Origin of the sequence: Kitasatospora sp. NPDC101801 (assembly GCF_044766665.1) — a bacterium.
Classification (GTDB): domain Bacteria; phylum Actinomycetota; class Actinomycetes; order Streptomycetales; family Streptomycetaceae; genus Kitasatospora.
This window is the reverse complement of record NZ_JBIWML010000010.1, coordinates 58,072-82,929: the sequence shown is the minus strand read 5'-3', so window position 1 is coordinate 82,929 and position 24,858 is coordinate 58,072. Positions and strand designations below refer to the sequence as shown.

21 protein-coding genes and 2 pseudogenes are annotated in these 24,858 nt (G+C 68.7%); 7 read left to right on the top strand and 16 right to left on the bottom strand.

Going from position 1 to position 24,858, the window contains the following annotated elements:
* Positions 1–101: 101 nt before the first annotated feature.
* Positions 102–266 carry a thiocillin family RiPP gene (locus ACIRPK_RS14980; protein WP_403038029.1) on the bottom strand — a complete coding sequence of 55 codons (165 nt, stop codon included), beginning with the start codon at positions 264–266 and terminating at the stop codon, positions 102–104.
* 263 nt (positions 267–529) lie between these two features.
* On the opposite strand from ACIRPK_RS14980, the gene ACIRPK_RS14975 reads away from it, so the two are divergent.
* Together ACIRPK_RS14975 and ACIRPK_RS14970 are read left to right on the top strand one after the other, a co-directional pair.
* Positions 530–1,471 (top strand): ABC transporter ATP-binding protein, encoded by a 942-nt coding sequence (locus ACIRPK_RS14975; protein WP_403038026.1) that lies wholly within the window; start codon positions 530–532, stop codon positions 1,469–1,471.
* The gene (locus ACIRPK_RS14970) at positions 1,468–2,310 is read left to right on the top strand and encodes an ABC transporter permease (protein ID WP_403038023.1); all 843 of its coding nucleotides are present in this window, start codon (positions 1,468–1,470) and stop codon (positions 2,308–2,310) included. The genes ACIRPK_RS14975 and ACIRPK_RS14970 overlap by 4 nt, the downstream gene beginning before the upstream one ends.
* Before the next feature lie 22 nt (positions 2,311–2,332).
* Here ACIRPK_RS14970 and ACIRPK_RS14965 read toward each other — a convergent pair.
* Positions 2,333–2,955: pseudogene (locus tag ACIRPK_RS14965) on the bottom strand (ABC transporter ATP-binding protein).
* 47 nt (positions 2,956–3,002) lie between these two features.
* Here ACIRPK_RS14965 and ACIRPK_RS14960 point away from each other — a divergent pair.
* Together ACIRPK_RS14960 and ACIRPK_RS14955 are read left to right on the top strand one after the other, a co-directional pair.
* Positions 3,003–3,491, top strand: coding sequence for a sensor histidine kinase (locus ACIRPK_RS14960; protein WP_403038020.1), 489 nt, complete (start codon positions 3,003–3,005; stop codon positions 3,489–3,491).
* 182 nt (positions 3,492–3,673) lie between these two features.
* Positions 3,674–4,567 (top strand): hypothetical protein, encoded by an 894-nt coding sequence (locus ACIRPK_RS14955; protein WP_403038017.1) that lies wholly within the window; start codon positions 3,674–3,676, stop codon positions 4,565–4,567.
* Positions 4,568–5,058: 491 nt separating this feature from the next.
* Here the strand turns inward: ACIRPK_RS14955 and ACIRPK_RS14950 are convergent, their stop codons facing one another.
* The 10 genes and pseudogenes from ACIRPK_RS14950 to ACIRPK_RS14905 form a co-directional block, all read right to left on the bottom strand.
* Complete coding sequence (locus ACIRPK_RS14950; protein WP_403038014.1) at positions 5,059–5,268, bottom strand: helix-turn-helix domain-containing protein; 210 nt, start codon at positions 5,266–5,268, stop codon at positions 5,059–5,061.
* Between the two features lie 5 nt (positions 5,269–5,273).
* Complete coding sequence (locus ACIRPK_RS14945; RefSeq protein ID WP_403038011.1) at positions 5,274–8,387, bottom strand: type I restriction endonuclease subunit R; 3,114 nt, start codon at positions 8,385–8,387, stop codon at positions 5,274–5,276.
* Positions 8,384–9,601, bottom strand: a complete 1,218-nt coding sequence (locus ACIRPK_RS14940) for a hypothetical protein (protein ID WP_403038008.1) — start codon at positions 9,599–9,601, stop codon at positions 8,384–8,386. The genes ACIRPK_RS14945 and ACIRPK_RS14940 overlap by 4 nt, the downstream gene beginning before the upstream one ends.
* A complete protein-coding gene (locus ACIRPK_RS14935) occupies positions 9,598–11,544 on the bottom strand; it encodes an N-6 DNA methylase (RefSeq protein WP_403038005.1) in 1,947 nt (648 codons plus the stop codon). Before ACIRPK_RS14935 ends, ACIRPK_RS14940 begins: the two co-directional genes overlap by 4 nt.
* A gap of 153 nt (positions 11,545–11,697) precedes the next feature.
* Positions 11,698–11,907: pseudogene (locus ACIRPK_RS14930) on the bottom strand (NUDIX domain-containing protein); the annotation flags it as partial.
* Positions 11,908–11,995: 88 nt separating this feature from the next.
* Positions 11,996–13,132, bottom strand: coding sequence for a hypothetical protein (locus ACIRPK_RS14925; protein ID WP_403038002.1), 1,137 nt, complete (start codon positions 13,130–13,132; stop codon positions 11,996–11,998).
* A 9-nt stretch (positions 13,133–13,141) separates the two neighbouring features.
* Entirely contained in the window at positions 13,142–13,816 is a 675-nt protein-coding gene (locus tag ACIRPK_RS14920; RefSeq protein ID WP_403037999.1) for a histidine phosphatase family protein, read from the bottom strand.
* 13 nt (positions 13,817–13,829) lie between these two features.
* The gene (locus ACIRPK_RS14915; protein WP_403037997.1) at positions 13,830–14,825 is read right to left on the bottom strand and encodes a nucleotidyltransferase domain-containing protein; all 996 of its coding nucleotides are present in this window, start codon (positions 14,823–14,825) and stop codon (positions 13,830–13,832) included.
* Between the two features lie 34 nt (positions 14,826–14,859).
* Positions 14,860–15,762, bottom strand: a complete 903-nt coding sequence (locus tag ACIRPK_RS14910; RefSeq protein WP_403037995.1) for a phosphotransferase — start codon at positions 15,760–15,762, stop codon at positions 14,860–14,862.
* Positions 15,759–16,469, bottom strand: a complete 711-nt coding sequence (locus ACIRPK_RS14905) for an ATP-binding protein (protein ID WP_403037992.1) — start codon at positions 16,467–16,469, stop codon at positions 15,759–15,761. The genes ACIRPK_RS14910 and ACIRPK_RS14905 overlap by 4 nt, the downstream gene beginning before the upstream one ends.
* Before the next feature lie 527 nt (positions 16,470–16,996).
* Here ACIRPK_RS14905 and ACIRPK_RS14900 point away from each other — a divergent pair.
* From ACIRPK_RS14900 to ACIRPK_RS14890, 3 genes are read left to right on the top strand one after another with little or no spacing between them, the layout of a single operon-like run.
* The gene (locus tag ACIRPK_RS14900) at positions 16,997–18,271 is read left to right on the top strand and encodes a helix-turn-helix domain-containing protein (protein ID WP_403037990.1); all 1,275 of its coding nucleotides are present in this window, start codon (positions 16,997–16,999) and stop codon (positions 18,269–18,271) included.
* A complete protein-coding gene (locus ACIRPK_RS14895) occupies positions 18,268–18,819 on the top strand; it encodes a flavoprotein (RefSeq protein WP_403037989.1) in 552 nt (183 codons plus the stop codon). The genes ACIRPK_RS14900 and ACIRPK_RS14895 overlap by 4 nt, the downstream gene beginning before the upstream one ends.
* Positions 18,820–18,822: 3 nt before the next feature.
* Positions 18,823–19,233, top strand: coding sequence for an NUDIX hydrolase (locus ACIRPK_RS14890; RefSeq protein ID WP_403037986.1), 411 nt, complete (start codon positions 18,823–18,825; stop codon positions 19,231–19,233).
* 69 nt (positions 19,234–19,302) lie between these two features.
* Here the strand turns inward: ACIRPK_RS14890 and ACIRPK_RS14885 are convergent, their stop codons facing one another.
* The 4 genes from ACIRPK_RS14885 to ACIRPK_RS14870 all read right to left on the bottom strand — a co-directional run bounded on the left by ACIRPK_RS14885 (position 19,303) and on the right by ACIRPK_RS14870 (position 24,641).
* Positions 19,303–21,027: a relaxase/mobilization nuclease domain-containing protein gene (locus tag ACIRPK_RS14885; RefSeq protein ID WP_403037984.1), complete on the bottom strand. Its 1,725-nt coding sequence runs from the start codon at positions 21,025–21,027 to the stop codon at positions 19,303–19,305.
* Between the two features lie 8 nt (positions 21,028–21,035).
* On the bottom strand, positions 21,036–21,770 hold the full coding sequence (locus ACIRPK_RS14880) for a MobC family plasmid mobilization relaxosome protein (protein ID WP_403037982.1): 735 nt from the start codon (positions 21,768–21,770) through the stop codon (positions 21,036–21,038).
* A 232-nt stretch (positions 21,771–22,002) separates the two neighbouring features.
* Entirely contained in the window at positions 22,003–22,821 is an 819-nt protein-coding gene (locus ACIRPK_RS14875; RefSeq protein WP_403037979.1) for a DUF2637 domain-containing protein, read from the bottom strand.
* Between the two features lie 479 nt (positions 22,822–23,300).
* Entirely contained in the window at positions 23,301–24,641 is a 1,341-nt protein-coding gene (locus tag ACIRPK_RS14870; protein ID WP_403037976.1) for a DUF3631 domain-containing protein, read from the bottom strand.
* Positions 24,642–24,858 lie beyond the last annotated feature (217 nt).

The following is a 24,858-nucleotide window of genomic DNA, read 5'->3' as shown; positions in this document are numbered from 1 at the left end:
CCTTCACTGGCTTGCCCGATGGGGGGGGTTGGAATGCGGGGGAAGCAGGGTGCCGCGGTGACCCCACCCGGGGGCGGGCTCACCGCGGCACAGGACCCGAATTACTCGGCAGCGACCTCGGCCGCGGCGTTGGACACCGAGCTGAAGCTCGAGACCGGGCAGGCGGCGCAGGCCAGCGAGCTGACGGAGACGCCGGCGTTGACGCTGTCCAGCTCCTCGATCTCGATGTCGAACTGGTCGTTCGCGGGGGTGATGTTGTCAGCCATGGTGGGCTCCCTTCGGGGTGTGGCGCCTGCCCCGGCGGGGCTGGTCACCATCGGCGCCGATTCGCTTTCCGGCTTTTTCTCCGGCTCGTTTTCGGCGATGAGGAAACTATGCACCCGGCCCCCGTAAGTGCGTCAGTAGGGGATGTCAGAAACTCACCTCTGCAAAATGCAACAGCTGTACCCATGACATTTTGAATACCCTCTGACCTGCGGCGATGTCACCCACTTGCCTTATCAGGACCCCCCGGTTCACCCTGTATCCCATGACACTCACCACAGGCCCGGGAATTACCCGGGATCCAGCCGTGGAAGTAAGCGACCTGCGTCGCAGCTACGGCGACTACGAAGCCGTCCGAGGAATTTCCTTCACGGTCGCGCGGGGCGAGCTGTTCGCCCTGCTGGGCACCAACGGCGCCGGCAAGACCACCACCCTGGAGGTGCTGGAGGGCTACTCCCGGCCGAGCTCGGGCACCGTCCGGGTGCTCGGCCTCGACCCGTACGGCCAGGGCCGGCTGGTCCGGCGGCGGACCGGCGTGATGCTCCAGGAGGGCGGCTTCTTCAAGGAGTTGACCGTCCGGGAGACCGTCGACTCCTGGCGCTCCTTCATCTCCGGTGCGCAGCCCACCGGCACGGTGCTGGAGCGGGTCGGGCTGACCGAGCGGGCGGGCACCCGGGTGGCCCAGCTCTCCGGCGGCGAGCGACGCCGGCTGGACCTCGCGCTGGCCGTGCTGAACACCCCGGAGCTGCTGTTCCTGGACGAGCCGACCACCGGTATGGACCCGGAAGCCCGGCGGGCCACCTGGCGGCTCGTCAGCGAGCTCAGGGCGGCCGGCACCACGGTGCTGCTGACCACCCACTACCTGGAGGAGGCCCAGCAGTTGGCAGACCGGGTGGCCATCATGGACCGGGGGCGGCTGGCCGCCGTCGGGACGGTCGAGGAGGTGCTGTCCGGCCACGGCACCCGGATCACCTTCCCGCTGCCCGCCGGCCTGCTGCCCGCCCAACTGCCGCCCGTCCTCGGCGAACTGCCCACCGTCACCGACGGCACGGTGCGCTACACGGTGGCCCGGACGGCGCCCGCGCTGGCCACCCTGCACAGCTGGGCGGCGGAGCTGGACGTCGAGCTGGACGGCATCGAGGCCCGCAACGCCTCGCTGGAGGACGTCTTCCTGGAACTGGCCCACGAAAAGGCGGAGACCCGATGAGCAGCGCGACCACCACCTCCCCGCACGGCCTGGCCTGGCCCGCCTACGCGCGCGGCCAGTTCCTGCTCTCCTGGCGGGTGTTCTGGCGCAACCGGCGTTCCACCTTCATCGGCTTCCTGCTGCCGGTGCTGCTCAACCTGGTGATCGCGGCCCCGCTCCGCGACCGCCAGATCGCCGGGGTGAACGCGGCGGCGTACAGCACGGTCGGGTTCATCGGCTTCGCGCTGGTGACCTCGTTCATCAACCTGCTGAACGGCGTGGTGGCCCGCCGGGACGACCTGGTGCTCAAGCGGCTGCGCGGCACCGAGGTCCCGCCGACGGCGATCTTCGCCGGGCAGTTCGGTGCGGCCGGCGCGGTGGTCCTGCTCCAGGTGCTGGTGCTGGGCGGCCTGTCGGTGATCTGGTTCGACGCACCGCTGCCCGCCGACCCGCTGCTCTTCCTGCTCACCCTGACCGGCGGCTTCCTGCTGTTCGCCGTCCTCGCCGTGGCCCTCTCCGGCCTCACCCCGAGCGCGGAGGCCGCCCCGATGATCGCCACCCCGGTCCTGCTGGTCTGCATGTTCGCCAGCGGCGTGGTCGCGCCGCTCAGTTCGATGCCGACCTGGCTCCAGGGCCCCGCCCACAACCTGCCGCTCGCCCCCGTGGTGGAGACGCTGCGCACCGCCTGGTTCGGCCGCGGCTTCGGCCCGGAGTCCTGGAACGGCGCCCCGCTCCCCGCCCTCGACCTCCTGCACGCCTGGCAGCACGCGGCCCCGGCCCTGCTGGTGGTCGCCGCCTGGACGGCCGGCGCCGCCGTGCTGGGCCGCCGCCTGTTCCGCTGGGAGCCCCGCCACGGCTGAGGGCGGGTCAGCGGACGCCCGGTCAGGCCGTGGTCCCGTGGACGAGCGTGCCCCGCTTCAGGCGGAACACGTGGTCGGAGGCGTCGGCCACGGCGCGGGCGTGGGTGACCAGGACCACGCACTTGCCCTGCCGGTGGGCGAGGTCCCGGAACAGCCGGACGATGTCGGCGGCGGTGTCCTCGTCCAGCGCCCCGGTGGGCTCGTCGGCGAACAGGACGTCGACGTCGCAGGCCAGCGCACGGGCGATGGCGACGCGCTGCTGCTGCCCGCCGGAGAGCTGCAGGACGCGCCGGTCGCGGTCCTGTTCGTCGATGCCCACGGCGGCCAGCAGCTCGGCGGCGCGCCGTCTGCGGTGCCGCCCCGCACGCCGGCGATCTCCATCGCACAGGTGATGTTCTGAACGGCCGTCAGGTAGGTGATCAGGTTCAGGGACTGGAACACGGTGGCGACGTGACGGTTGCGGTAACGGCCCGGGCCGAGCGCGGCGACGTCCTGGCCACGGAAGTAGAGGTGACCCGAGGTGGGCGGGTTCAGTCCGCCGGCGATGGACAGCAGGGTGGACTTGCCGCTGCCCGACGGGCCGACGATGGCGTGCACCCGGCCCGCGTGGAAGTCGACGTCGACGTCCGTGAGGACGTGGTGCATGGTGCTGGCCCAGCAGCCTGGGCTTCCTCTCCCCCATCGCCAGCAGGATGCCGAGCTCCCGACGGCGGTCCCGCAGCGCGGCCGCCACGGCCAGCGCGACGATCGCGGTACCGGCGACGGAGACCAGCCAGACCGTCAGGGTGGCGAACCGGGCGGTGGTGACCAACCTGCTCGACAACGCCCTGACCTACAACCACCCCGGCGGCAGCGTCCGCCTCTCGGTGTACCGCGCCGACGGCGTCCACCTGGAGGTCGGCAACACCGGGCCCCTGCTCGACCCGGCCACCGCCCACCGCCTGTTCGAACCCTTCTACCGTCCCCAGGGCCGCGTCCACCGCGACGGCCACGGGCACGGACTGGGACTGGCCATCGTCGACTCGATCGCCACCGCGCACCACGGCACCGCGACCGCCACCGCCCACCCCGCAGGCGGACTGACCGTCACCGTCGAGCTGCCCCGGACCCAACCTGCGGAGCGAGAACCAGAACTGACATACCGACAGCCGGTGTCGCCGAAGGTCAGTCGCAGCTCGTAGCGGTCGTCCCGGCATGCCTTCCGGCCGACCGCACACGCCCCCGAGGCGGTGGATCACCGGGCACTGTGCACTCCTGGGTCGGGACGAACGTCCCGCAATCAACCGGTCCGGCGCTGGTACACCTGACAATAGAGGGCAAACGGGACATACGTCCGACGCCACCGACGAAGGGTCTCCTCCTGATGCAGCGCATTCTGGACCTCGACACCGCCGACCTGGCCACCCTGCGCGGGCGTGAGCTGACCGCCTCGGTGGCCGCGAGCGAGGGCCGCGCCATGGTCGCCGAACTGTGGGTGCACACGGCCATGCTGGCCGGGGCCCACGAGACCGGCGGGGTCTCCAACCTGGAGATCGCGGCCGCCTTCGGCGCGGACATCCTGATCCTCAACGTGGTCGAGAAGGGCTTCGACGGCGAGCGCTGGACCACCCCGGTGCTGGGCGAGTTCGCCTCGGCCGCCGCGCTGGCCGACGCCGTGGGCCGCCCGATCGGCGTCAACATCGAGCCGGGCGACGTACCGGCCGGCCGCAAGGCCACCCTGGAGAACGCCAAGCGGCTGGTCGACTCCGGCGTCGCCCTGCTCTGCGTGACCGCCAACCCGGCCACCGGCGCCACGCTGGCCGACATGGCCCGCACCAGCGAACAGCTGCGCGCCGGACTCGGCGACGACGTGGCGATCTGGGCCGGGAAGATGCACATGGCCGGGCGGGTCGAACCGCTGGACGCGGCCGGCATCGCCGCCGTCGCGGAGGCCGGCGCGGACGGCGTCCTGGTCCCCCTGCCCGGCACCGTCCCCGGGGTGACCCGCGAGATCGCCGCCGAGGCGGTCCGCCGGATCCACGCCGCCGGCGCCATCGCGATGGGCACCATCGGCACCAGCCAGGAGGGCTCGCACCGCAACCTGGTCCCCCAACTCGCCCTCAACGCCAAGGAGATCGGCGTCGACGCACACCACATCGGCGACGCCTTCGTCGGCGGCTCGATGGACCCGGAGTTCCTCTACGACTACTCGGTCGCCGTCCGCGGCCGCCGCCACACCTGGCACCGGATGGCCCGCAACGCCCGCAAGCGCCCCTGAACGAACCCGCCGGAGACACAACAAAGGCCCCAGGTCACGGCGAGTGAGTCCTGGGGCCTTCGTAGAGCCGCCTTCGGGATTCGAACCCGAGACCTACGCATGACGAGCCCGAGAGTGATCATGATGGGTGGTGCCAGCATCTACCGCTTGGTGATGAACTCACAGGTCAGAACGTTGCGCCGTGATCCACGATCCCACCGGAACCGGCACGTGTTGCCCGCTCCGCTCACGCATCGCTCACGCAGGCGGCCAAGACCATGGCGTCAGCTGAGATCCCCGAAGAGCGGTGCCAGCGGCTGGCTCGCCATGGGCAGCCCCAGCTCCTGCAGGTAGGTGATCCGAGCGTTTGTGGCAGCCGAGAAGTGGCGCCAGTCGAGGCTGTCGACTGGCTCGGTGGGCTTGAGGTCGCTTACCGACGACATGGTTAGCAGACGATGTCGTACAGCTGCTCAGCCACGAGCCGCCGACACGACCCGCGCTGGCCCGCACGATCAATCGTCGCCCCTGAGCTCGAGCTTCAAGCCCAGGGCACGAGCGACCTTGGCGATGGTCGCGGTCGTGACGTCGTTGTTCGCCTCGACGCGCGCGATGGTCGGGCGCGACACCCCTGACTTCTCGCCAAGCTCCCCCTGCGACCACCCCTGCTTCTTGCGGACCTCTCGGATGACATCACCGAGGCTCGCCTCGGACTCCTCATTCATGCGCCTTACCCCTCGGCCTCGGAGCCCGCGTCCGGGCCGGAGCCGTGCTGGGCGTGGAGGGCGTCCGCCGCAATGTTGGCGATCTGCCCGATGAAGGCCGGATCGGCCAAGTACGACTGGATCTCCTTCGACTCGTTCACCGTCTTCAGGACCGCGAGCCCGACGGCACCGCTGAACCCCTCGGACGCCTTGAGCTGGGCGACGGTGTTGTTCTTTGCCATCGCTACCGCCTCCTCGTTCGCGTCGAGGAAGCCCCAGAAGGTCGTGATGAACCCAGAGACGCTCTCGGGGCTGACGTCGACACCCTTGGCCTTGAACATCTCGTTGACCTTGTCTATGGCCTCGTCCAGCGGGCCGCGTTTCGGCGCGGCGCTGCCCATGTGCTCGCCGTCGAAGATCGGGAGCTTGATGCCCTCGCTAGTCCCATCGCTCAGCGAGTGGTCCTCGTTGATGGCAGAGGGCACGAGCTTGACCCCGGAGAGCTGCACGCCCTCGAGGAAGCTGTCGTCGTAGTCGTTGCCGTCGGTGCGGAGGTTGCGGCCGAGCAGCGTCGCCAGGATCGCGCGACGGTGAAACTCGGGGTCCTGGTAGTCGACGATCTGGCTGAGGAACTGCCAGGCGTTGCGGTAACCGAGTACATCGGCCCGGAAAGACTCCAGAGACTCCTTCTTTGCCTTGTCCTTCGAGAGCACAGCCTGACGCCACTGGCCGCTCCACCGGTTCTTGATCGGAGACAGGGCCTTGGCGATCGCCTCGCCGCCGGCGTCCTCGAGGAAGGCGTCAGCGACGGCGTCCATCTCTTCGTGCGTGTAGACCCCGGCCGTGTCGAGCCGTTCTCCCAGCGTGATCAGCGCATTGGGATCGACGTCGCCGTCGACGTGCGCGTCGGAGTAGTAGAGCTTGAAGTCCTTCTGGACGCTCGCCGGGGTGTTGCGGAAGTCGACGACCATCGGCGCGGTCTTGCCGGGGTAGATTCGGTTCAGCCGGGAGAGGGTCTGTACGGTGGCGACGCCGGAGAGTTTCTTGTCGACGTACATCGCCATGAGGCGCGGCTCGTCGAAGCCGGTCTGGAACTTGTTCGCGACGATGAGGACGCGGTAGACGCCCTCCTCGCGGAACGACCTGCCGACGTCGCTCACGCCGTTCACCGAGACCTCGGTGACGCTTTCGCCATCCTCGTCGGTGAGCGATCCCGAGAACGCGGCTAGCGTGTGCAGGTCGTAGCCCTTTTCGGCGATGTACGCGTCCATCTTCCGCGACCAGCTCAGCGCCTCCATTCGCGTGCTCGTCACGACCATGGCTCGGGCCTGGCCGCCGAGCATGTGGATGACGTTGCGCTGGAAGTGCTCGACGACGACCCGCACTTTCTGTGCGATCGCGGTCGGGTGGAGCCGCGCGTAGCGGACGATGCTCGAGACCGCCTCGCCGGTGTTGACCTGGATCTCGCTCTCGGACTCCTCCCCCTGGAGCGTCCTCTTCACGCGGAGGAACATGTCGTAGGTCGAGTAGTTCGTCAGCACGTCGAGGATGAAGCCCTCCTCGATCGCCTGGGCCATCGTGTACGTGTCGAAGGCTTCCCAGCGGCCTTCGCGCTGGGTGCCGAACAGGCGTAGCGTCTTCGCCTTCGGGGTCGCGGTCAGGGCGATGAAGGTGATGTTGCTAGACGCGGCAATAGCCGAGTCCTTGGCCATGAGGAGGTCGTCAGCGCCGATGTCGTCCTCCTCTGCATCCAGCCCGACGTCGGCAAGCAATTCCTTGAGTTGCCGCGAGGCAGAGCCCGACTGCGAGGAGTGAGCCTCGTCCGCGACTACGGCCCAGCGTCGGCCGCGCAGCTCCTGGGTGTCCTCGATGAGCTTCATGACTTCGGGGAACGTCTGCAGGGTGCAGGTGATGATGTGGTCGCCCTCGAGCAGCGCCTTCTTCAGCTGCGGCGACTTAGCGCCGGACTTCTCGCCGACGGCGACGACGAGCCCCTTGCTCGACTGCACCAGGTTCATGTCGTCGCGGATGTTCTCGTCGAGAACCGTGCGGTCGGTGACGACGATGACCGAGTCGAACGTCGACTTCGAGTCGGCGCTCATGTGTCGGATCAGGCGGTGGCTGAGCCAGGCGATTGTCTTAGTCTTGCCCGAGCCAGCCGAGTGCCAGATCAGGTAGCGCTTGCCGGTCCCGTTCGCCTCGATGTCCGCGACGACGCGTTCAACGGCGCGCAGCTGGTGGAAACGCGGGAAGATGAGGCGGCCCTCGTCCTTCTTGCCGGACTTTCCGGGCTCGAAGAGCGCGAAGTCCTTGAGGATCCGCATGAAGGTCGGGCGCGCGAGGATCTCGCGCCAAAGGTAGTTCGTCGACGAGCCAGTGCCCGACGGCGGGTTCCCCTCGTGGCCTTCGTTGCCTTGGTTAAAGGGCAGGAAGACGGTGTCCCCGCCCTGGAGCTTGGTCGTCATGTAGACGAGGTCGTTGGAGACCGCGAAGTGAACGAGGGCGCGCCCAGGTGCGAGCAGCGGGCGGCTCCGCCCCGGCTTGCGGTCCTCCTTGTACTGGCGGATTGCGTGCTTAACGGTCTGTGTGTTGTCGGTCTTGAGCTCCAGGGTGACGACCGGCAGTCCGTTGGCGAGGAGCACGACGTCGATAGTCTCGTTGGTCTTCGTGTCGAAGCGCACCTGGCGCAGAATCCGCAGTCGGACCGACTCGGCCGCCTCTACGACCTCGGTTAGGTTCGGGTTCGCCGGCGGGAAAGCCATCATCGGGCCGAACTTCGCCGTGGGGCGGCCGATCTGGGCGTAGGAGAAGCCCTTGCGCAGCACGCCGAGTAGGCCACCGACCGGGTGCCCAGTCGTCGGGTCCATCCTTGTGGCCTTGGCGAGCTCCTTGGTGATGTGCTCGAGAAGGTTCCGTTCGGCGCCGGCCTTCTGCCCGTCGACCAGGTCGCCGGGGACGGCCTTCTCGTACTCGTCCGGGTACTGGGTGCTCAACCAATGGAGAACGTCGGCTGGCGCGATCGCGAGGCCGACGTCCCAGCCCGTAGGCCTCCCGTCGTCCTCGTACAGCCAGCCGTGCTCGGCAAGCTCTGCGCAGAGGTTCTCCTCGAACTCGCGCTCCATCAGCTGCGCGTGGCTCACGCGACTTCCTTCCGTCCGGTGACGACGTCGAGCAGGAACGCGGAAGACCGCTCCACGAGAAGGTCCCGAAGGCTGGCGATCTTCGACAGCATGCCGTCAATGCGACTCGTCACCCCGTCGAGATGGTCCGCAATACGTTGCTGCTCGTCCATGGGAGGCAGCGGCAGGGGCATCATGTCAAGTGCGATCTTGGTAACTCGCTGGGCGTTGGGGCGGACGCCTGTACCGATGGCTCCGAAGTAATCGACATATCGGGGACTGCGGAGAAGGTGGTGCACGTAGCGTGGGTGGAACCGCGGCGAGATCCAGAATGCCTTGTAGTCAGGGCTGATGTAACCAGTAAGTGACGAAACGCCGAGCCCTCCGTGATTCAGCCACATCATGTTGGCGGCGAGCTGGTTCGGCCTCACTACCCGGTACTTCGCCACGTCCAGGGAGGCCTGTTGACCATCTGTCCGCGTGTTCAGCTCGACTCCCCGGTATTCGGAAATCGAGAGAAGGGGCCCTGGGGGGTTCTCGCCGTTCCGCTCGGTGCTCTCGGTGAAGTCGTAGCCGAACTTAGTGCGACCCCAGTGCTCAGGTGTCCCGGACAGCGGAGACTGCGCATCTTCGCCTTGGCGCGAGTCCTTCTCAGAGAGACCGAACAGCGCAGCCGTGTCGATTGCCCGTGCACGCAGTGCGTCGGTGAGCTCATCGAGCTTCGCGATCATGTGATCGGCCTCGTCGAGCCGGGCCGCGAGCTCGCGCTGGACATCCAACGGCGGCAACGGGACGCGAATGCGCGACATCCGGGTGAAGTTGGTGGACCACAGGTCGTCAACGATCCCCGTGCCCCAACGGAAGAACTCGTCCTGGAACGCGATGCTGCGGAACAGATGATGGCCGTACTCCGGAACTAGGAGATCCGGCCTCGGCGTCATGACCGAGTAGACAACAGAGACACTCCCGTCCTGGCGAGCCAGCCCAGAAGCCCCACGCCGGTCGGATCGCGAGTTGATGACCAGGTCTCCGGCGCGCACGAGCTTCCGATCGCCTTCGGTCTGCGACTTGGCGACACCGGCGAGCTGGGGCGTCACGCCCAACTTCCCGACTGACAGCGCGGGGAATTCCGTCTCACCGACCTTCTCGTTCCGCTCCACGACGATGGATCCGACCGGAGCCATGACGAAGGAGGAGCTCTCAAGCAGCGACTCGTGGACCGCCTGACCGGTCACTGATCGCTCACCTGCTTGAACATGTCAGCGAGTTCGCCCATCAGGCTCTGCACCTCGGAGTCGATCTCGTCGAGCGGTCGCGGTGCGCGCGGCGTGTAGAAGATCCTCGTAAGCGGGATCTCGTTGCCGTACTTCGCCTTGCTCTCGTCCCACTGGGCGTCAGGAGAGAACGGAACCACCTCACGCGCCATGTGCTCTGCCAGGTTCTCACTGAGCGGCACGCGTTCGGTGATCTTCCACCCGCTCGAAGTGACCGCATTGCCTTTCCGGTCGACAGCTGGCGGCGCTGATTCGTCCGGCATGGCCATCGCCTTCATCACGGCGTCCACCAGGCTGAGCGGAGCCTTCAGCCCAGCTGCCTTTGCAGCCTGTGGGAAGGCCGTGGGCAGGTCGTTCCAGTTCGTGCCGTCGAGCGATTCGAGCACGGCGACGTGCTCGTCCGTGAAGTCCTTCCGTTCACGCAACTCCTGCTCTGCCTCTTCGCTGCAACGGGCAGCCAGGCGCGCCTGCTTGTAGACGGGAACGTCCCGAAACTTGAAGTCATCCGGAGTCATCACGCGGGAGATCTCAGGATCCGCGTGATCGAAGGCTTTGTACGCATCGAGCACCGGGTGCCGGTCTGCGGCACCCATCTCCCGGCGCTTCTCGCCCATGGGCCTGCGCAGCAGAGTCCATTGGTCCGATCCGTCGATCAGCTGGATCTTGCCCTTGCGCTCTGGGTCCTTGTTCGTGTCTAGAATCCAGATGTAGGTGGGAATGCCGGTCCCATAGAACATGCTGGGCGGCAGGGCGATGATGGCGTCAATGAGGTCCTCGTCGAGGAGCCACTGACGGATCGCCGTTGGCCCCTTGTCGCCGTTGAAGAGCGGGGCGGCGTTCGAGACGACCGCGGCGCGTCCGCCCTGGCCGTTCTTGCCAGCCGGGCTGAGCTTCGACGCGCAGTGCGCCAGGAAAAGCATCTGCCCGTCACTGATGCCTGGGAGGCCATGGCTGAAGCGGGAGCCGGGCGTCTTCGCCTGGCCCCGCACGGCCTTCTCCTCGACCTCCCAGTCGATGCCGAACGGAGGATTCGAGAGCACGTAGTCGAAGGTCTGCCCCTCATAGAGGTCCTCAACGAGGGTATTGCCCTGCTTGATCGCGTCCGGGCGCCCGCCCTGGATGAGCAGGTCCGCCTTACCGAGGGCGAACGCGGAGGGCATGAGCTCTTGACCGTAGAGCGTGACGTCGATCGTCTCGTTCATGCGCCGCAGCGCTTCCTGGGCGATGAGCAGCATGCCGCCGGAGCCGGCCGTCGGGTCGTAGATCGAACGCGCAGTGCTCTCTCCCGCGAGGGTGTCATCGTCGTTCGCGATCAGGACGTCGACCATCAGCTTGATGGCGTCTCGCGGAGTGTAGAAGTTACCGGCGGCCTTGCCTTTCTTGTTGAAGGCGCGGTACATGACGTCCTCGAAGACGTCGCCCATGCCTGTGTTGCTCAGGCTGTTCGGGCTGAGGTCGAGCGTGGAGAAGTGCTTGACGACGGCATGGAGGCGATTGGCATCGGCGAGCACCTTCGCGCGCCGGTTGAAGTCGAACGAGACCCAGATGTCGGCGATGTTGTTAGAGAACCCGTCGATGTAGCTCTTGAGGGACTTGTCAACGTTGTCGTCGACCGACGCGATCGTGGCGAGGTCGAGCGGCGAGACGTTGTAGAAGCCCAGCCCGAATCGATCCTTGACCGCGATGTCGATCAGGTGCTGAGGCATCCCGCCGAACGCGCCGACGTACTTGATCACCGCGTCCTTGGTGTCGGCGAGCATGCACTCCAGACGCCGGAGCACCGTGAACGGCAGGATGTAGTCGCCGTAGTCCTCCTCGTCGACGATGTTGCGCAGGTACTTGTCTGCGGTGTCCCAGACGATCCGCGCTGTCGTCTTCCTGGATGCCTCTGTCGACTCGGCCATGCGTGCTCGTTCCCGATCGTCCCAGTGCTGCTGTGTATCAGAGACTTTACATCGATCCCTGAATCAGGACGTGACATTTCGGCTCCCGCCCGAGGCGATCGGACCGCACCGGCGATGCGCTCCGCCAGACCCGGCACCCCGCGCCCCAAAACCACCCGTTGGTCCAGGGCACTCACGCACGCCGCACTGGGCGGTAGTCTCGCCGATGTCCTGGACCCCGCCAGGCAAGGCCCCCTGGCCGGTGTCGCGGCGTCGCTGCAGCAAGATGGCTCCCTGGGCGTCGACGCCGAGCATGTTGCTGGCGGGGATGAGGGTATTGGCCTTCGGCGCATTCGGGTCGCTGAAACACTCGGTCCTGCTCATCGGTGCGGCCCCCTCCAGGTCGGGCGTCCAGGAGGGGCACCCCCGGACAGCATTCAAGGCGAGATAGGGGGCGCGCCGGACCTACTTGTCAGATCTCCGTAGCGGCGACCGACACTGTCGCGCGGGCAGCCATTGCGGTGGCCAGTGCCTGCTTGTTCGTGATCCATTCGGTGTCACCGGCGGAGACCGAGCGTTGCACGGCTTCGAGGACGGCTCCGTCAGCCGCAATCGGCTTGGCTAGGTGTGCTCGCATGTAGTGCTTGAAGAGCGCGGGCAGCTGGTCCGGGCCTGTGGCGGTCTTGGTCTTCAGGGAGCAGAGCGGAAGGAACCACACTTCGAAGTCGTCCTTGATCGCCTGGGTGGCTCGGTACGCGTCGTGCAGCGGCTGCAGGCTTGCGGTGTGGTCATACGGGAGGTGGCCGTGCAGGGCGTACTGAACCCGGGTACCGTCGTGTTCGCGGAAGTGCTGGCCATGGGCGGCGATGTGGTTAGCCGCGTTCTCGGTGATGGTCATGACGGCCGTGTCCGCTTCGTGCCGGCGGGCTGCGGCCAGAACGGTGGCGTGGATACCGACGCGTGGGTCGAGGACGAGGCCGTTGAGGCCGAGGGGCGAGAGGTCGATGCCGTGGTCACGGGTTCGGGAGAGGATCAACCGCTCGGTGACGTTGGCGGCGGTGTGCTGGAGGTGCTTGGGCTGCTGGCGGTGGCTGGCGTGGATGTCCGAGCGGTCCAGGACGGGGCGGTCCTTCGCGAGTTCGGCGACGAGGTGGCAGCCCGTGCGGTCCTCGGTGTCGGTGCTGCCGCAGGCGTTGCAGGGGTGGCTTCCGGTGCCAGTCATGTGACCGCAGGCCCGGCAGGTGGGGACGGTCTCGCGGCTGATGGTGAGGGTGCCAGCACGGAGGTTGTTCTCGATCATCGCCAGCGCGAGGTTGGCGACCTCCGCGTCGGTGTCGGTCAGGATGCCGGCCACCGGGGACTGGCCGGACGGGTACTTGGCGGCAATCAGGTCGGCCTCGAACCGCTGGCGAGGGATCATCGGGCCCTCGGCCTGGCGGTGGCGGAGGTCTCCGGCGAGGGTGACGGTGTTCCACAGGTGGGGTGCGGGTGGTAAGCCCAGGATTGCGTTGAGTGCGGCGGCAAGGCGGATGCCCACGGCTTTGCCGGGGCGGGTGTCGAAGGTGAAGGGGCCGTTCTGGACGGGCCCGTTGAGGAACAGGTGTCGCACGGGCTCCTCCTAGATCGGCGGGATGGTCGTTCCCATCCTGGTGAACCGGCCGTCTCTCAGTTCGTAGTGGAGGATCGCGGCGTTGGGCATCTTGCCCTTCCGCTCCTCGGCGAGGATCTCGGTCAAACTGCAGGATTCGAGCAGGGATCGAAGGGCCACCGCGGCGGTCTGGTGGGTGAAGGCGACAACGGTGCGCGATTCCTGGAGTTCGGCCTGGGCGAGGGCCGCGAACTCGGCGGCCCTCTTGAGCACGCCCTCCGCGAGCGACTCGCCGCCGCCCGGCGCGGTCCAGACGTGCTTGCGCAGGCGGCGGTCCTCGGCAAGTGCGGGGTAGCTGTCGTAGAGCTCGCGCTTGGTCATGTAGGTGACGTCGCCGTAGTGCTGCTCGTCGAGGAGCGCGGTCTGTAGGGGCCACCCGTCAGGGAGATCGGGCAGGGCAACCGCGGCCGTGTCGATCGCCCTGCGGTAGGTCGAGGTGTAGACGTGCGGCTCGGCGCCGGCGAGCTGAGGAAGAACCCCAGCGAGCCACTGGGCCTGCCGGAAGCCGCGCGGGGTCAGGCCGACGATGGTGCGGGAGATGGTGTGAGCGGCGGCTCCGCTGTAGGGGCGAGGGTCCTGGTAGAAGCCGTTGTACTTGTCGGCATTCTCGACGGACTCGGCGTGCCGGATGACGAGCAGGGTCATGGTGCGGCGGCTCCTATCCGGCGAGGTTGGCGACGTAGGAGCCGCTGACGGTCCAGGGGGTGAGTTCGATGCCGAAGCCGCTGTGTTCGCCGTCCTGGGTGTGGACGAGCTTGCCGGACAGGTGCACGGTGTCGCCGGACCTGAAGGCGCCAGTGTAGGCACCGAGGTACGAGCGCATGTGGGTGATCCGGCGGGCGAAGGAGTCGGCCTCGTCGATGGTCGAGCTGAGGATGGTCTTGACCTTGATCCCGTAGACGGCCGGGGTGGTGAGACCCTCGGCGTGGTCGGTGATCTTGGCGAGGAGCGAGATCTCGCCGATCTCCTTGGAGGAGATCCGGGCGAAGGTCTTGTCGCGGTCGGAGCGGATGGGTTCGCAGTTGATGTGCGCGCCGGCGCTGGCGGTGAGCCCTTGGAGCTTGCGGCGTTCCTGCTTGATGAGGGCGTCGAATGAGCTGCCCTCCATGTACTTGGCCCGGCGGATGTACAGCCGGGTGAGGTCGTCTCCGTCGTACGGTCGGATCAGGTCGGTCTGCTGGAAGAGCTCCTGGGCGGCCTGGTAGCCCTCGGGTCCGTAGCAGACGAGGTCGATGTCGGAGCGCTCGTTGAAGCAGCCGACGAGGAAGGAGCCGGTGACGCCGATCAGGCCCTGGGCGTCGTTCGCGGTGATCCACTCGGTGATCGCCAGGAGGTCCTTGCCTGCCGGGTTGTCGGCGACCGCGCCGGGGTCCTCGTGGATGGCGGCGAGGGCCTGGCGGCAGGAGTAGTGGACGGCCACGTCCTCGCGCGGGATGCCGGTGATGACGCAGCCGAGGGTGTCGGAGTAGACGTAGCACTCCGGCCTGCCGGCGAGGATGCCGAAGGACTTCGACACGACGCTGTTCTGCCGGTAGGTCCGGTCGAAGAGCCGACGGTCGCCCTTCTCGTCGGGGTGGTACTTGACGTAGCCGAGGTAGTGGCTGCCGGGGTGGCTGTCGCCGATGACCTTGAAGACGACTCCGTGGTGGTCCATCAGGTAGTCGCGGTCGCGAACGGTGGGAACCGGCCTACCGGTGTTCAGCGGTGAACCGTTCCAGAGTGGGGAAGGTGTCGGTGTCGATCGTGTTGGACGACTCATACTGATCAAGTCCCATGGTGAAGAGGGTGCGGCGGTACTGCCACTTGATGTGCTTGTCGTGCCGCGTGGGGTCGGTGGGCCGCATGAGGGCGAGGAAGAAGAAGCACTTGACGAGCAGGAAGTCGCCCAGGTGCTCGCTGACCCGCTGCCCGATCAGGGATGCGGTGGTCTCGTCGAGTGCGCCGGTGTAGGCGGCGCACTGTTCCGGGGTGATGCTGTAGCCCTTGCCGCCGCCCTTGAAGGCCACGATGTCGAGCGCGGGGTAGACGTCGTAGCCGAGCGGGACCGGTCCGTGGTGCTGCCAGTCGATGACGCCGGCCTGGAGGACGTTGGGCAGGCCGTAGTCGAGATGTCCGTGCACCATCGGGAGCTGGGCCAGCCGGTCGAGGGCATGCTTGACCGCTTCGTGGACGCGCGGGGTGTCGAGGTCCGGGTTCTCCTCGAAGACCTCTGCCGCGAAGGCCGCCTTCTCGAACCACGGCGTGGCGGGGAGGGGGTGCCTCGCCTGGGCCTGCAGGAGCTTCGATGCGACGGCCGCCGCCGTGCTGATCACCTGGTAGCTGACCTGACCGTCCTGCCTGGCGTCGGCCAGCGCCTCCTCGTGAAGCGAGCTGTCGCCGATGGCGCGCTCGATGACGAAGTAGCTCTCGTCCTCCGAGCCGCTGTCGACGATCTCCGGCACCGGGTAACCAAGGCCGGCGGCCAGCTGCTGGAACTCGGTCTCAACCCGCAGATCCTCGCCGCCGGTCCGCTTGTAGAGCAGGCCGTCGGTGGACCTCCACACCGCGCCCTGCGTAGCCGTTCTGTCCTTCACGAACTCCCAGTCACTCATCCATCCATCCTTTCGTAGAGCAGAGTTCGGGTGGAGCACGGCTGCGCCGGGCGAGTCGGACGGGGTGGGGTCGGCCGCTCCTGGGGAGACGAGCGGCCGACCCCAGTCACCACCCGGCCGGTGCGCCTGGGCCAACGCTGGTGGAGTCGGTGTGCGCGCGGCGGGTGGTGCTGCGAGAACCACCTGTACGCGCGGGCGCTTGGCCAGGCGGGCACGTGGGGACGGGGCCTGGGACGGTCGGTGCGGACGAGGCTGGCGATGAGCGCCGCTCTGCGGGTCGAACGAGGGTGCTCGGGTACCGCGACAGCGGGCACCGCCAGTTCAGCCCAGACCTTCTTGCCATGGGTCGTCGGCTCCGCGCCCCAGGTCTCCGACAGACCCTCGATCAGCAACATGCCGCGACCGGTAGTCAGTTCGTCGTTGCCGAAGTTGGCGGCCCCGGTGGGCATCCGGCGCGACGGGTCGTACACCTCGATCACCACACGGTCCCCGTCCGGTGACAGGTAAATTCCGGCAAGCAGTCTCCCCGGCGCGTGGATGACCGCGTTAGCGAGCAGCTCGTCGGCGACCAGAGCGATGTCGCCAAGCGAAGTCGGGTCGATCCCCCACGAGCGGGCGACTCGGACGACGGCTTCCCGGGCTGGTGGGACGTGGTCGCGCCTGGTACCGATGAACGAGATACGTCGGGCGTGAGTGGAGGAGATCACTGGTCACCATCGCAGGCTTGGACCGCGTCGACAACGCTGTTGCAGGGCCAGGGGCCGCAGCCGTCGCTGCGCCGGCCGTCCTCGAACTGGTGGCGGTCGAGGACCTCTCGGGCGTGGGTGCTGGCGGTGGCGAGGCGCTCGCGACGCGCGGCGGCGCGGTCTGCGGGGCTCGCGGTTGTGTTCGACGCCCGGCCGTCTTCCGAAGCGAGAGGAACAGCCACTGCGTCCCGCTGGTGCGTGGTGTCGCCCCTCTGTGCGTCCGAGCGAAGGGTCATCGGCGCTTCTCCTTAGCCATTGGGTAAAGCCGCGCATGCGCGAGACCGCAGATGGGCCTCGGTCATGCGGGAGCGGGGAACCGCAAGCTGCGAGGGTGGTCGAGCTGCTGACGACCAGACAACTCCATCTCGATGCACAACGGTTAGGGCATGGGCTCCGCGTGCATGATCCATGCAGATCGTGCATGACGGGTTGTCCTGGTGCGGCTACGCTCGGCTCACCAGGCAGGATCAGCATTGGCAGGAGAAGCCATGTCGCAGACGGCCAAAGGACACTCCGCAGCGGGCGGGATCGGAGAAGTAATCCGCCGCGCACGGGTGTTGAGCGGGCGGTCGCAAGCGGACGTGGCCACCGAACTGGGCTACCACCAGTCGAAGATCAGCCGGTTGGAGAGCGGCAAGGGGACGCAGGACATCGATGTCCTGCGCGCTGTCGCAGCCGTGCTCGACATCCCGCTGGGAAGCCTCGGCCTGTCCTCCCATACCAGTGCGGACAGCAGGACGGACGACATGCACCGTCGCAATTTCCTGGCCGCGAGCGTCGTCGCGCTCGCGGCCCCGACACCTACTCCTCGCGTGGGGATAGAGCTGGTCCAGGCACTGCTGCCCGGACCCGTTCCAGCTGAGCACGCGCCACAACCCCTGGCCGCACTCGCATCCCGGCTCTCCCAAGCGCGGAGGCTCTTCTACACCTGCCGGTACGCCGAGCTCGAAGGCGCGTTGCCGTCGCTGATCGCCGACCTTCGCCAGGCCCAGGACGCCGCCCACGGCGGCGATCAAGCCCTGTCCGGGCTCCTCGCAACGGCGTACCAGACCGCGGTGAGCCTGTTACTCAAGCTCGGCGACCACGGCAACGCCTGGCTCGCGGTCGGCCGTGCCATGGCCGAGGCCGAGCGGAGCGCCGACCCCGTGGTGATGGCCTCCAGCGTCCGCGTCCAGGCGCACGTCCTCGCGCGCGACCGGCACACCGCGCCGGCCGTCACCCTCATCCGGCACACCGCCGACCAGCTCTCCGGTAGCTACGACCGGCGCACGCTTGAGTACCTCGCTGCACTGGGGCTCATGCTCCTTCGCGGCGTTACGGCGGCGAGCGCCGGCGGCGACCGTGCCACCACCGCCGAGTTTCTCGCCGAGGCTCAGGAGGTCGCGCGCTACGTCGACCTCGACGGCCCCGAAGCGTGGGCGAACTTCAGTCCGACCAACGTCGCGCTCCACTCGGTGAGCGCCTCGGTCGTCCTCGGCGACGCGGGAACGGCGCTGGAAGCGGCCCAGCCCCTGATGCGCAGGCGTATCCCGGTCCCCGAGCGCCGGGCGGCACTGTGGGTGGAGGCTGCACGGGCCTACAGCCAGCAGGGCAGACTGGCCGAGGGATACAAAGCGCTCAGGATCGCGGAGAGCTGTGCCTCGGAGGACATCCGTCGACGGCCCAGCGTGCTGGAGCTGGCCGGTGACATGGCCGCTCGCGATCGGCGCGGCGCTGTCCCGGAGCTTCGCCGTTTCTGCCAGGAGTTGGGAGTCCAGGTTTGACCGAGCACCGCGAGCCGTTCCTCTACGTCGTCGTCTGCGCGTCGGGCATCGCCGACGGAGTGGGCAAACTGATCACCGCTGCCCATGCCGAGGGCTGGGGAGTCGGCGTGATCGCGACCCCGAACGGACTCGGCTTCATAGACCAGGAGGCCATCGAGGCCCAGACCGGCTACCCGATCCGCTCCGCCTGGCGCACGCCGAGCATCCCCCAGCCGCTGCCCCCGGCCGACGCCATCGCCGTCGCCCCGGCCACCTTCAACACCATCAACAAGTGGGCCGCCGGCATCTCCGACACCCTCGCCCTCGGCATCCTCTGCGAGGCGTACGGCCTCGGCATCCCGGTGGCCGTCCAGCCCTACGTCAACTCCGCCCAAGCCGCCCACCCCGCGTACGGAGAGAGCCTGGCCCGGCTCCGGTCGATGGGTGTCCTGATCGGCGACTACGTCCCCCACAAGCCCAAGGCCGGCGGGGGACGCGAAAAGTACAACTGGACCCACATCCTCGACCTGCTCCGCCCTGTGGCGGCCTCAGCAGCGGAGAGGGATTAGCCGATGCTCCCGCCTTCAGAGGGGCGGCCGGGTGTCGCTGCCGCGATCGTGATCCAAGAGGGTCGGGTGCTGATGGTCCGGCGCCGAGTCAGCGAGGGCCAGCTCTTGTGGCAGTTTCCCGCAGGCAAGATCGAGCCCGGCGAGTCTCCCGAGGAAGCAGCTGTCCGCGAGACTGCGGAGGAGACAGGGCTGAACGTCGCCGCCGTCAAGATCCTCGGCGAGCGCGTCCACCCGGAGACTGGCCGGTGGATGTCGTACACGGCGTGCGAGATCGTCAGCGGCACCGCTGCCGTCGGCGACCCACGAGAACTGGACGCACTGGCGTGGGTGGCGCTTGCAGAGATCCCTGAATACGTCCCGTACGGGATCTTCGAGCCAGTGCAGGCATACCTGGATATCGCGCTCAAGGACTGAGAGAACACGCTGCGGGCGACCACCAACTGGTGGCCGCCCGCAGCGGCAGCCGAATTCGGTCGTTGGTGGTCAGCGGTGTCGGGGCTGGGTGCCGGGGCGCTGCGGGGCAGTCGTGGTAGGCCGCGGGTTGGTGGTGGCGTGGCGAACGGTCGGGGCGGCGGACGAGCGCAGGAGTGCCGCCTCGACGGTGCGGTTGGGTGCAGGGTTGTAGCTGGTGTGCTGGATACGGGCGATGAGGACCTGGGCGGGTAGCCGGGCGCTGCCAAGTTCGCGGCGGGCGGCGGCCTCGGTGAGGAGCTGGTGGGGTACGTAGCCTCCAGCCTCGGCGTCGGCGAGCACGGTGGCGAGGGCGGGCCAGTTGGGGTCGGCGAGGATCCGCGTCGCGTGGTCGGGAATGGCGGCGCGGACGTCGCTGGCGAGGGTGTTGCGGGTCTGCTCCTTGGGCTGGCGTTGAGCGAGGAAGGCGAGCTGGTCGGCGGCGGCCTGGTCGTAGGCGGCCTGGAGGTGCTGGACGGTTCGGCGCGCGGCCTCGGCCTGCTGGGCGTGGCCCTTGGCGGTGTGCCAGCGCTGGGACAGGATCGCGGCCCAGACGAGGGCTGCGACGAAGACGGCGAGGGTGCTGCCGTCCTTGCCGCTGCTGGCGTGCACGAGGTCGCGGGCCGCCTGTCGCAGACCGGCTGCCGCCGTGTGATCGGCGCGGATCTGGGAGCGCTGGGCGCGGGCGAAGGTCTTTGCTGCTGCTCGGAGTTCAGCGCGCAGGTCCTGGGGAGCGGTCTGGGCGGTGGCTTCGATCAGTTCACCGAGGGCGGTGATGTGCGCCTGCGCACGCGCGTCACCACTGTCGCCGGTGGTGTCGTGGTCGGTGGTGAAGGTGTCGAGGGCGTTGGTGGCGTGCTGCCAGCGGGTGGCGGGCTTGTTGCGGCGGGCGGTGGGGTGCTCCTCCGGCTTACCGGCCGCGAGAAGGGCCTGGAGCTTCGGCAGGGACAGGTCGGGGGCGATCTTCCCGCCGGGGATGTAGTTCGGTTGCCCGTTGGCCTTCAGGTCGCCAGGGCGGGCGACGGAGTAGCCCTGGAGGTCGCCGGACGGGAATCGGCGGATCTTGACCTCGATGTCATCGGCCTGGAGGTAGGCGAGAAGTTCCTCCGCGTTGCTCGCGTGGGGGATGGCGGCGCGGATACGGTCCTGGAGCCACTCGCGGCTGGTCTGCTCCCAGCCGAGGCGCTTGGCCTTGTGCATCTCGGCCTGGGTGGGGCGGCGTTCGGCGGTCCGGTCGCCGGTGCCGAGCTGGCGCAGGCCGTAGTCCTTCTCGATCTCGCGACACTCGACACCGACGCGCTGGCCGCTGTTGTGGAGCTTGGGGCGGCGGCCGTCCTCGCGGACGGTGGTGGCGAGGATGTGGATGTGGTCGTCCGCGTGGCGCACAGCGATCCACCGGCACGCCAGGTCATCGTCCTTGGGAGCGATGCCGGCGGCCCGGACGATGCGCTCGGCGATCTCGGACCACTCGGCGTCGGAGAGGTAGCGGTCCTCGGGTGCGGCGCGTACGGGGCAGTGCCAGACGTGGTCGGTGAGCTTCTTGCCGGGCTCGCTGTTGCGCAGGCGGACGGGCTCGTCGAGGTAGCGGGCGAGCTCGGTGAGGGTGGCGTTCTCGTCGCGGCCGGGGTCGGGCATGGCGAGCATGGCGAAGCCGGCGACGATGTGCGGGTCGCGGTGCTCGTCGTGGCGGCCGGGTCCGTAGAGGTAGGCGAGCAGGCCGCGGGTATTGGAGCCGGGGTTCTTGATGGGGGCGATCACGGCAGTGTTCAGCCTTCCTGGCTGGCGGGCTGGCGAAGGGCCTCGGCGATCTCGGTGAGCAGGCCATGCAGTTCGTCGAGGGTGCGGCGGATGTCGACCGGGGGCTCGTATCCGCCGTTGAGGGCTCGGGCGATCTGGTTGACGTTGCTGGCGATACCGCTGATCTGGCGCAGGACGCGGGCGCGGAACTCGTGGATGAGTCGGCGTTCTTCCGCCAGGGGCAGGTCGATGAAGAACCGGCCGGCTATGAAGGCCAGGACGACGTCGGCGGCGAACCCGGACAGGCCGCGGTAGCCGTTGGCGGTGGCAGCAGCACGCAGCCGAGGCTCTTCCTCGGGTTCGAACCGCAGAGGTCCGACGCGCTCTTCGCGCTTGGTGCCGGTGTAGCGGCGGTTCTTCGGCTCGGCATCATCGGCGGTGCTGTGGTCGGAGGACTCGTTGTCGGTCTCGGTCGAGCGGACGTCGGCGAGGATCTGCTGCTGGACGGCAAGGAGCTTGTCCGGGTCGGGGCCGTCCTCGGCCCCGACCTCCTGGCCCGGCGCGCCCTCGCGCTGGGCCGTCTCCGCCACCCCTGGGGCGGAGATCCCGCGAGTCCGGCCACGAGTCGGACTCGCGGTACTACTGGCTCCGCCAGGGGCACGGTTGCCGAACGCCCGCCGCCAAAGACCCTTCACGGTGTGGGACTTCCTCCTCTCCTTCGCGCTCTCGCCGGTGGTGCTGTCGGGGTGCTGGGTGTCGGTCACGGGTTGATCTCCTGTCGCGGGGTTGTCGACGTGCTGTGGTGCGAGCGGGATGCGAATGCGGCGCATAGACCGGATCGGGCGGCGAGCGGTTCGGCGGAAGAGCGATCCGGTGCTTTGGCGGATCTCGCTGGCCACGAGGTAGACATCCGCCGGACCACTTGGCGGTGAGGGGGCCGCCCGCCAGGCGCCGTGCGGGTCATTGGCGGGCGGCCACTCATGGAGCGGTGACATGTCAGGCGGGCACCGGGTTCTCACGCGCCTGCTCGGGCTCGCGGTCGGCGTTCTCGGGCCGAGGGTCGGCCTGCTCATCCCGCAGGAGCGTCATCAGCTCCGTCCGGCGCTTGCTGCTGATCGGAATCCCGGCGTCGCTGAGAGCCTTCTCGACCACGGCGACGCTGACGCCGTACTCGGTGACGACCGGCCGCATCATCTCCACGAGCTGGTCCATGGTCTTCGCCAGTGGGCGTCCGGTGCGCTTGCGAGGCGCGGCTGGTTCTTCGTCGGAGGCCGGGCGTTCGTCCCTACGCTCTGTGACCGGCGTGGGGCTAACCGGGCTGTCCTGCGCCACCTCTGGTACGGGCTGGGCTGCCGGGGTGGGCTCGGGGTTTTCGCGGAGCGGGAGTTCGTCCTCGGCGGGCTTCGGTTTGATGGCGCCCCCGGTCGCGGTGGTGTTGTGGGCGAGGAGGGTGCCACCGAAGAAGGCGAGGGCGGGCCATCCGGCGACCATGATCCGCAGCCAGGCGGGGACGTGGTCGAGGTCGAGGAGGCCGGCGGTGGCGACGTTCGCGCCGAGGGAGGCGGTCAGGGCGATGGCGAACCAGGTCCAGGCGGTGCCGGCGGGACGTCCGGTGGTGCCCAGGGTCCGCATGCGGTGCCAGGCGGCGACAAGCAGCAGGTCGACCGAGACGGGGTAGGCCCAGGCTTTCCAGCCGTGTTGTCCGGCGGCTTCGGCGATGTCGTGGAGGTGGGCGAAGGACAGGGCGCCCGCGATGGCGGCCTGTACGAGGACGGCGTCCAGGCGGGGTAGACGCGGTGAGGTGCTGGCGGTCATGCGGAAGGTGGTCCTCGCGGGTCGGGCGGTGGTGGTTTGTGGAATTGCCGTCTTTGCCGTCTTGCCGTCTCGGGGCTGCGGGACGGGCTCTGGGCTGGGGCGGATTCGGCTGCCCGGGTGTGCCGTGGACGCGGCGGTATTCGGGTTCGGGACGGTTCGGTATCCGTCTTGGAGCTCGCATCCGTCCCGACAGCATGGCCTTTGACCTGTGGTTTTACGGCAGGTACGGCTGGGACGGCACAAGACGGATGTGTTTCCCGTCCCGGCCAGGGCCCGCCGCTCGCGCCGTGGTCGGGGCGGCGGCGGGCCGGTGGCGGCGTGGGACGGTTGCCGTCCCACGCGCCGTCTTGCAGGCGGGGTGCTGCCGTCCCCGGCGCGGGAGCGTTTCCGTCTTGGGAGGCCGTTCCGTCCCGACGGCAGGTGCTGTGACCTGCGCTGTTACGGCAGGGACGGCTGGGACGGCAGTTCGGGGAGGCTGGTCAGGCTCTGCTGCCCGTGCCCGCGCTCTCGTCCGTGGTCGTGGCCGTGGCCGTGGCCGTGGAGGTGATGGGGTGGACGGCGGGGCAGTAGCGGCGCCAGGCGTCGAGGAACTTGTGGCGCGTGTAGCCCTTGCGCTGGGTTCCGTCGGGCATGCGGACGTTGCCGGACGAGATGCCGAACTCGCGGAGCATCGCGCCGAGCCCGCGCGGGGTCAGCCCGCCCCGGCCGGCCTCGGCCCAGGGGGCCTCGGGGTCGCCGTTGAGGGTGAACAGCAGCTGGTCGGTGGCGATGCTGTCCGGCTCACCGGCGGCGTGGAAGATGCGGCGGATGTCGGCGAGGATCCGCGCTCCGCCGGGGTTGTCGTCCTCGGCCTGCACCTCGGCGTCAACCATGCGCTTGCACGCCTGGCGGGCGAGGCGGGGCCAGGGGCCGCCCGCGAGGTCGGCCGTGATCACCAGGGGTTCCCAGGTGTCGGCCGCGCGGTCCTCGACTGGCATGCTCGGCTCCAGGTGGAGAGCCTGGTCGGCGAGGGGCGCGGTCCAGCAGGCGATCTTGTCGCGGATCGCGTGCAGGGCTGGGCGGTCTCGCACGGTGCGGTACGGGGCGACGCTCTCGCCCTCGGCACGGCGGCGCATGCGGATCACGATCGAGCGGTCCATGATCGTGTCGGGCAGGTCGCCGATGCCGGCGATGGCCGCCATGGCGAAGGTGGGGAACTTGCGAGGGGTGTGGTCGTTGCCGACGACCCGCAGCACGTACCGGTCGCGCTGGTGCCCGGCATTGAGCAGGCCCCGCATCTCCTCGTTCTTCTCCGCCATCTTCGGGCTGCCGAAGATCGTGTCCGCCTCGTCCACCAGCAGGGTGGGCGGCTCCTCGCTGATCGAGCGGAACACGGCGGCCGGAGAAGAGTTCACCGTCAGCACCGGCTGGTGCACCGTCTCGGTGAGCACGTCGAGCAGGCGCGACTTGCCGCAGCGCTTCGCCGGGCCGACCACCGCCAGGCGCGGGGCGTGCTGCCACGAACCCTGCAGGTGGGTCGCGGCGACCCACAGGGTTGCGGCGTCCAGGGCCTGCTCGGAGGGAAGGATCACGAACTTCGCGATCTGGGCCCTCAGCTGCGCGAGCAGGTCGGCGCCCTCGGTCGCCTCGGTGTCGGGCATCAGGTCGGTCCCGTCCGGGGTGGTGGGCTCGACAGGTGCCGCCTCGGCGTCGTGTCCACAGGCTGTGGACATGGGGGCCTGCTGGGCGGGCAGGTAGGTGCCGGGCTCGCCCGGCTTGGCGACCGGAGGCCAACTCGGGGCGGGGGCTGCCGCATCGGGCGTGTGGCCCGTAAACTCCATGGTGAAGCTCCAGACTGGGGCGCGGGACCTGATCCGTCGCGCGCCGCCGATGAAGGTCGTGGGTAGGGACTTCGCCTGGCCCTCGGTGTTCCCGCACCGGGGGCCTTCGCGCGTCCGGGGCAGGTGGGCGCTGAGGCGCGCGCCCACCCAACTCGGAAGGCATTCCTGCACGTTGGCGGCGATCCCTCGGCGGCCGAGGCCGCCGAGGGACCACGAA

What these genes read in the sequence shown, in the direction of transcription:
- ACIRPK_RS14955 (WP_403038017.1), top strand. Translation starts at nt 3,674, where the DNA reads ATGCAGCGCATTCTGGACCTCGACACCGCCGACCTGGCCACCCTGCGC.
- ACIRPK_RS14980 (WP_403038029.1), bottom strand. Translation starts at nt 266, where the DNA reads ATGGCTGACAACATCACCCCCGCGAACGACCAGTTCGACATCGAGATC.
- ACIRPK_RS14890 (WP_403037986.1), top strand. Translation starts at nt 18,823, where the DNA reads ATGCTCCCGCCTTCAGAGGGGCGGCCGGGTGTCGCTGCCGCGATCGTG.
- ACIRPK_RS14910 (WP_403037995.1), bottom strand. Translation starts at nt 15,762, where the DNA reads ATGAGTGACTGGGAGTTCGTGAAGGACAGAACGGCTACGCAGGGCGCG.
- ACIRPK_RS14970 (WP_403038023.1), top strand. Translation starts at nt 1,468, where the DNA reads ATGAGCAGCGCGACCACCACCTCCCCGCACGGCCTGGCCTGGCCCGCC.
- ACIRPK_RS14915 (WP_403037997.1), bottom strand. Translation starts at nt 14,825, where the DNA reads ATGGACCACCACGGAGTCGTCTTCAAGGTCATCGGCGACAGCCACCCC.
- ACIRPK_RS14950 (WP_403038014.1), bottom strand. Translation starts at nt 5,268, where the DNA reads ATGAATGAGGAGTCCGAGGCGAGCCTCGGTGATGTCATCCGAGAGGTC.
- ACIRPK_RS14935 (WP_403038005.1), bottom strand. Translation starts at nt 11,544, where the DNA reads ATGGCCGAGTCGACAGAGGCATCCAGGAAGACGACAGCGCGGATCGTC.
- ACIRPK_RS14900 (WP_403037990.1), top strand. Translation starts at nt 16,997, where the DNA reads ATGTCGCAGACGGCCAAAGGACACTCCGCAGCGGGCGGGATCGGAGAA.
- ACIRPK_RS14960 (WP_403038020.1), top strand. Translation starts at nt 3,003, where the DNA reads ATGCCGAGCTCCCGACGGCGGTCCCGCAGCGCGGCCGCCACGGCCAGC.
- ACIRPK_RS14975 (WP_403038026.1), top strand. Translation starts at nt 530, where the DNA reads ATGACACTCACCACAGGCCCGGGAATTACCCGGGATCCAGCCGTGGAA.
- ACIRPK_RS14875 (WP_403037979.1), bottom strand. Translation starts at nt 22,821, where the DNA reads ATGACCGCCAGCACCTCACCGCGTCTACCCCGCCTGGACGCCGTCCTC.
- ACIRPK_RS14920 (WP_403037999.1), bottom strand. Translation starts at nt 13,816, where the DNA reads ATGACCCTGCTCGTCATCCGGCACGCCGAGTCCGTCGAGAATGCCGAC.
- ACIRPK_RS14870 (WP_403037976.1), bottom strand. Translation starts at nt 24,641, where the DNA reads ATGGAGTTTACGGGCCACACGCCCGATGCGGCAGCCCCCGCCCCGAGT.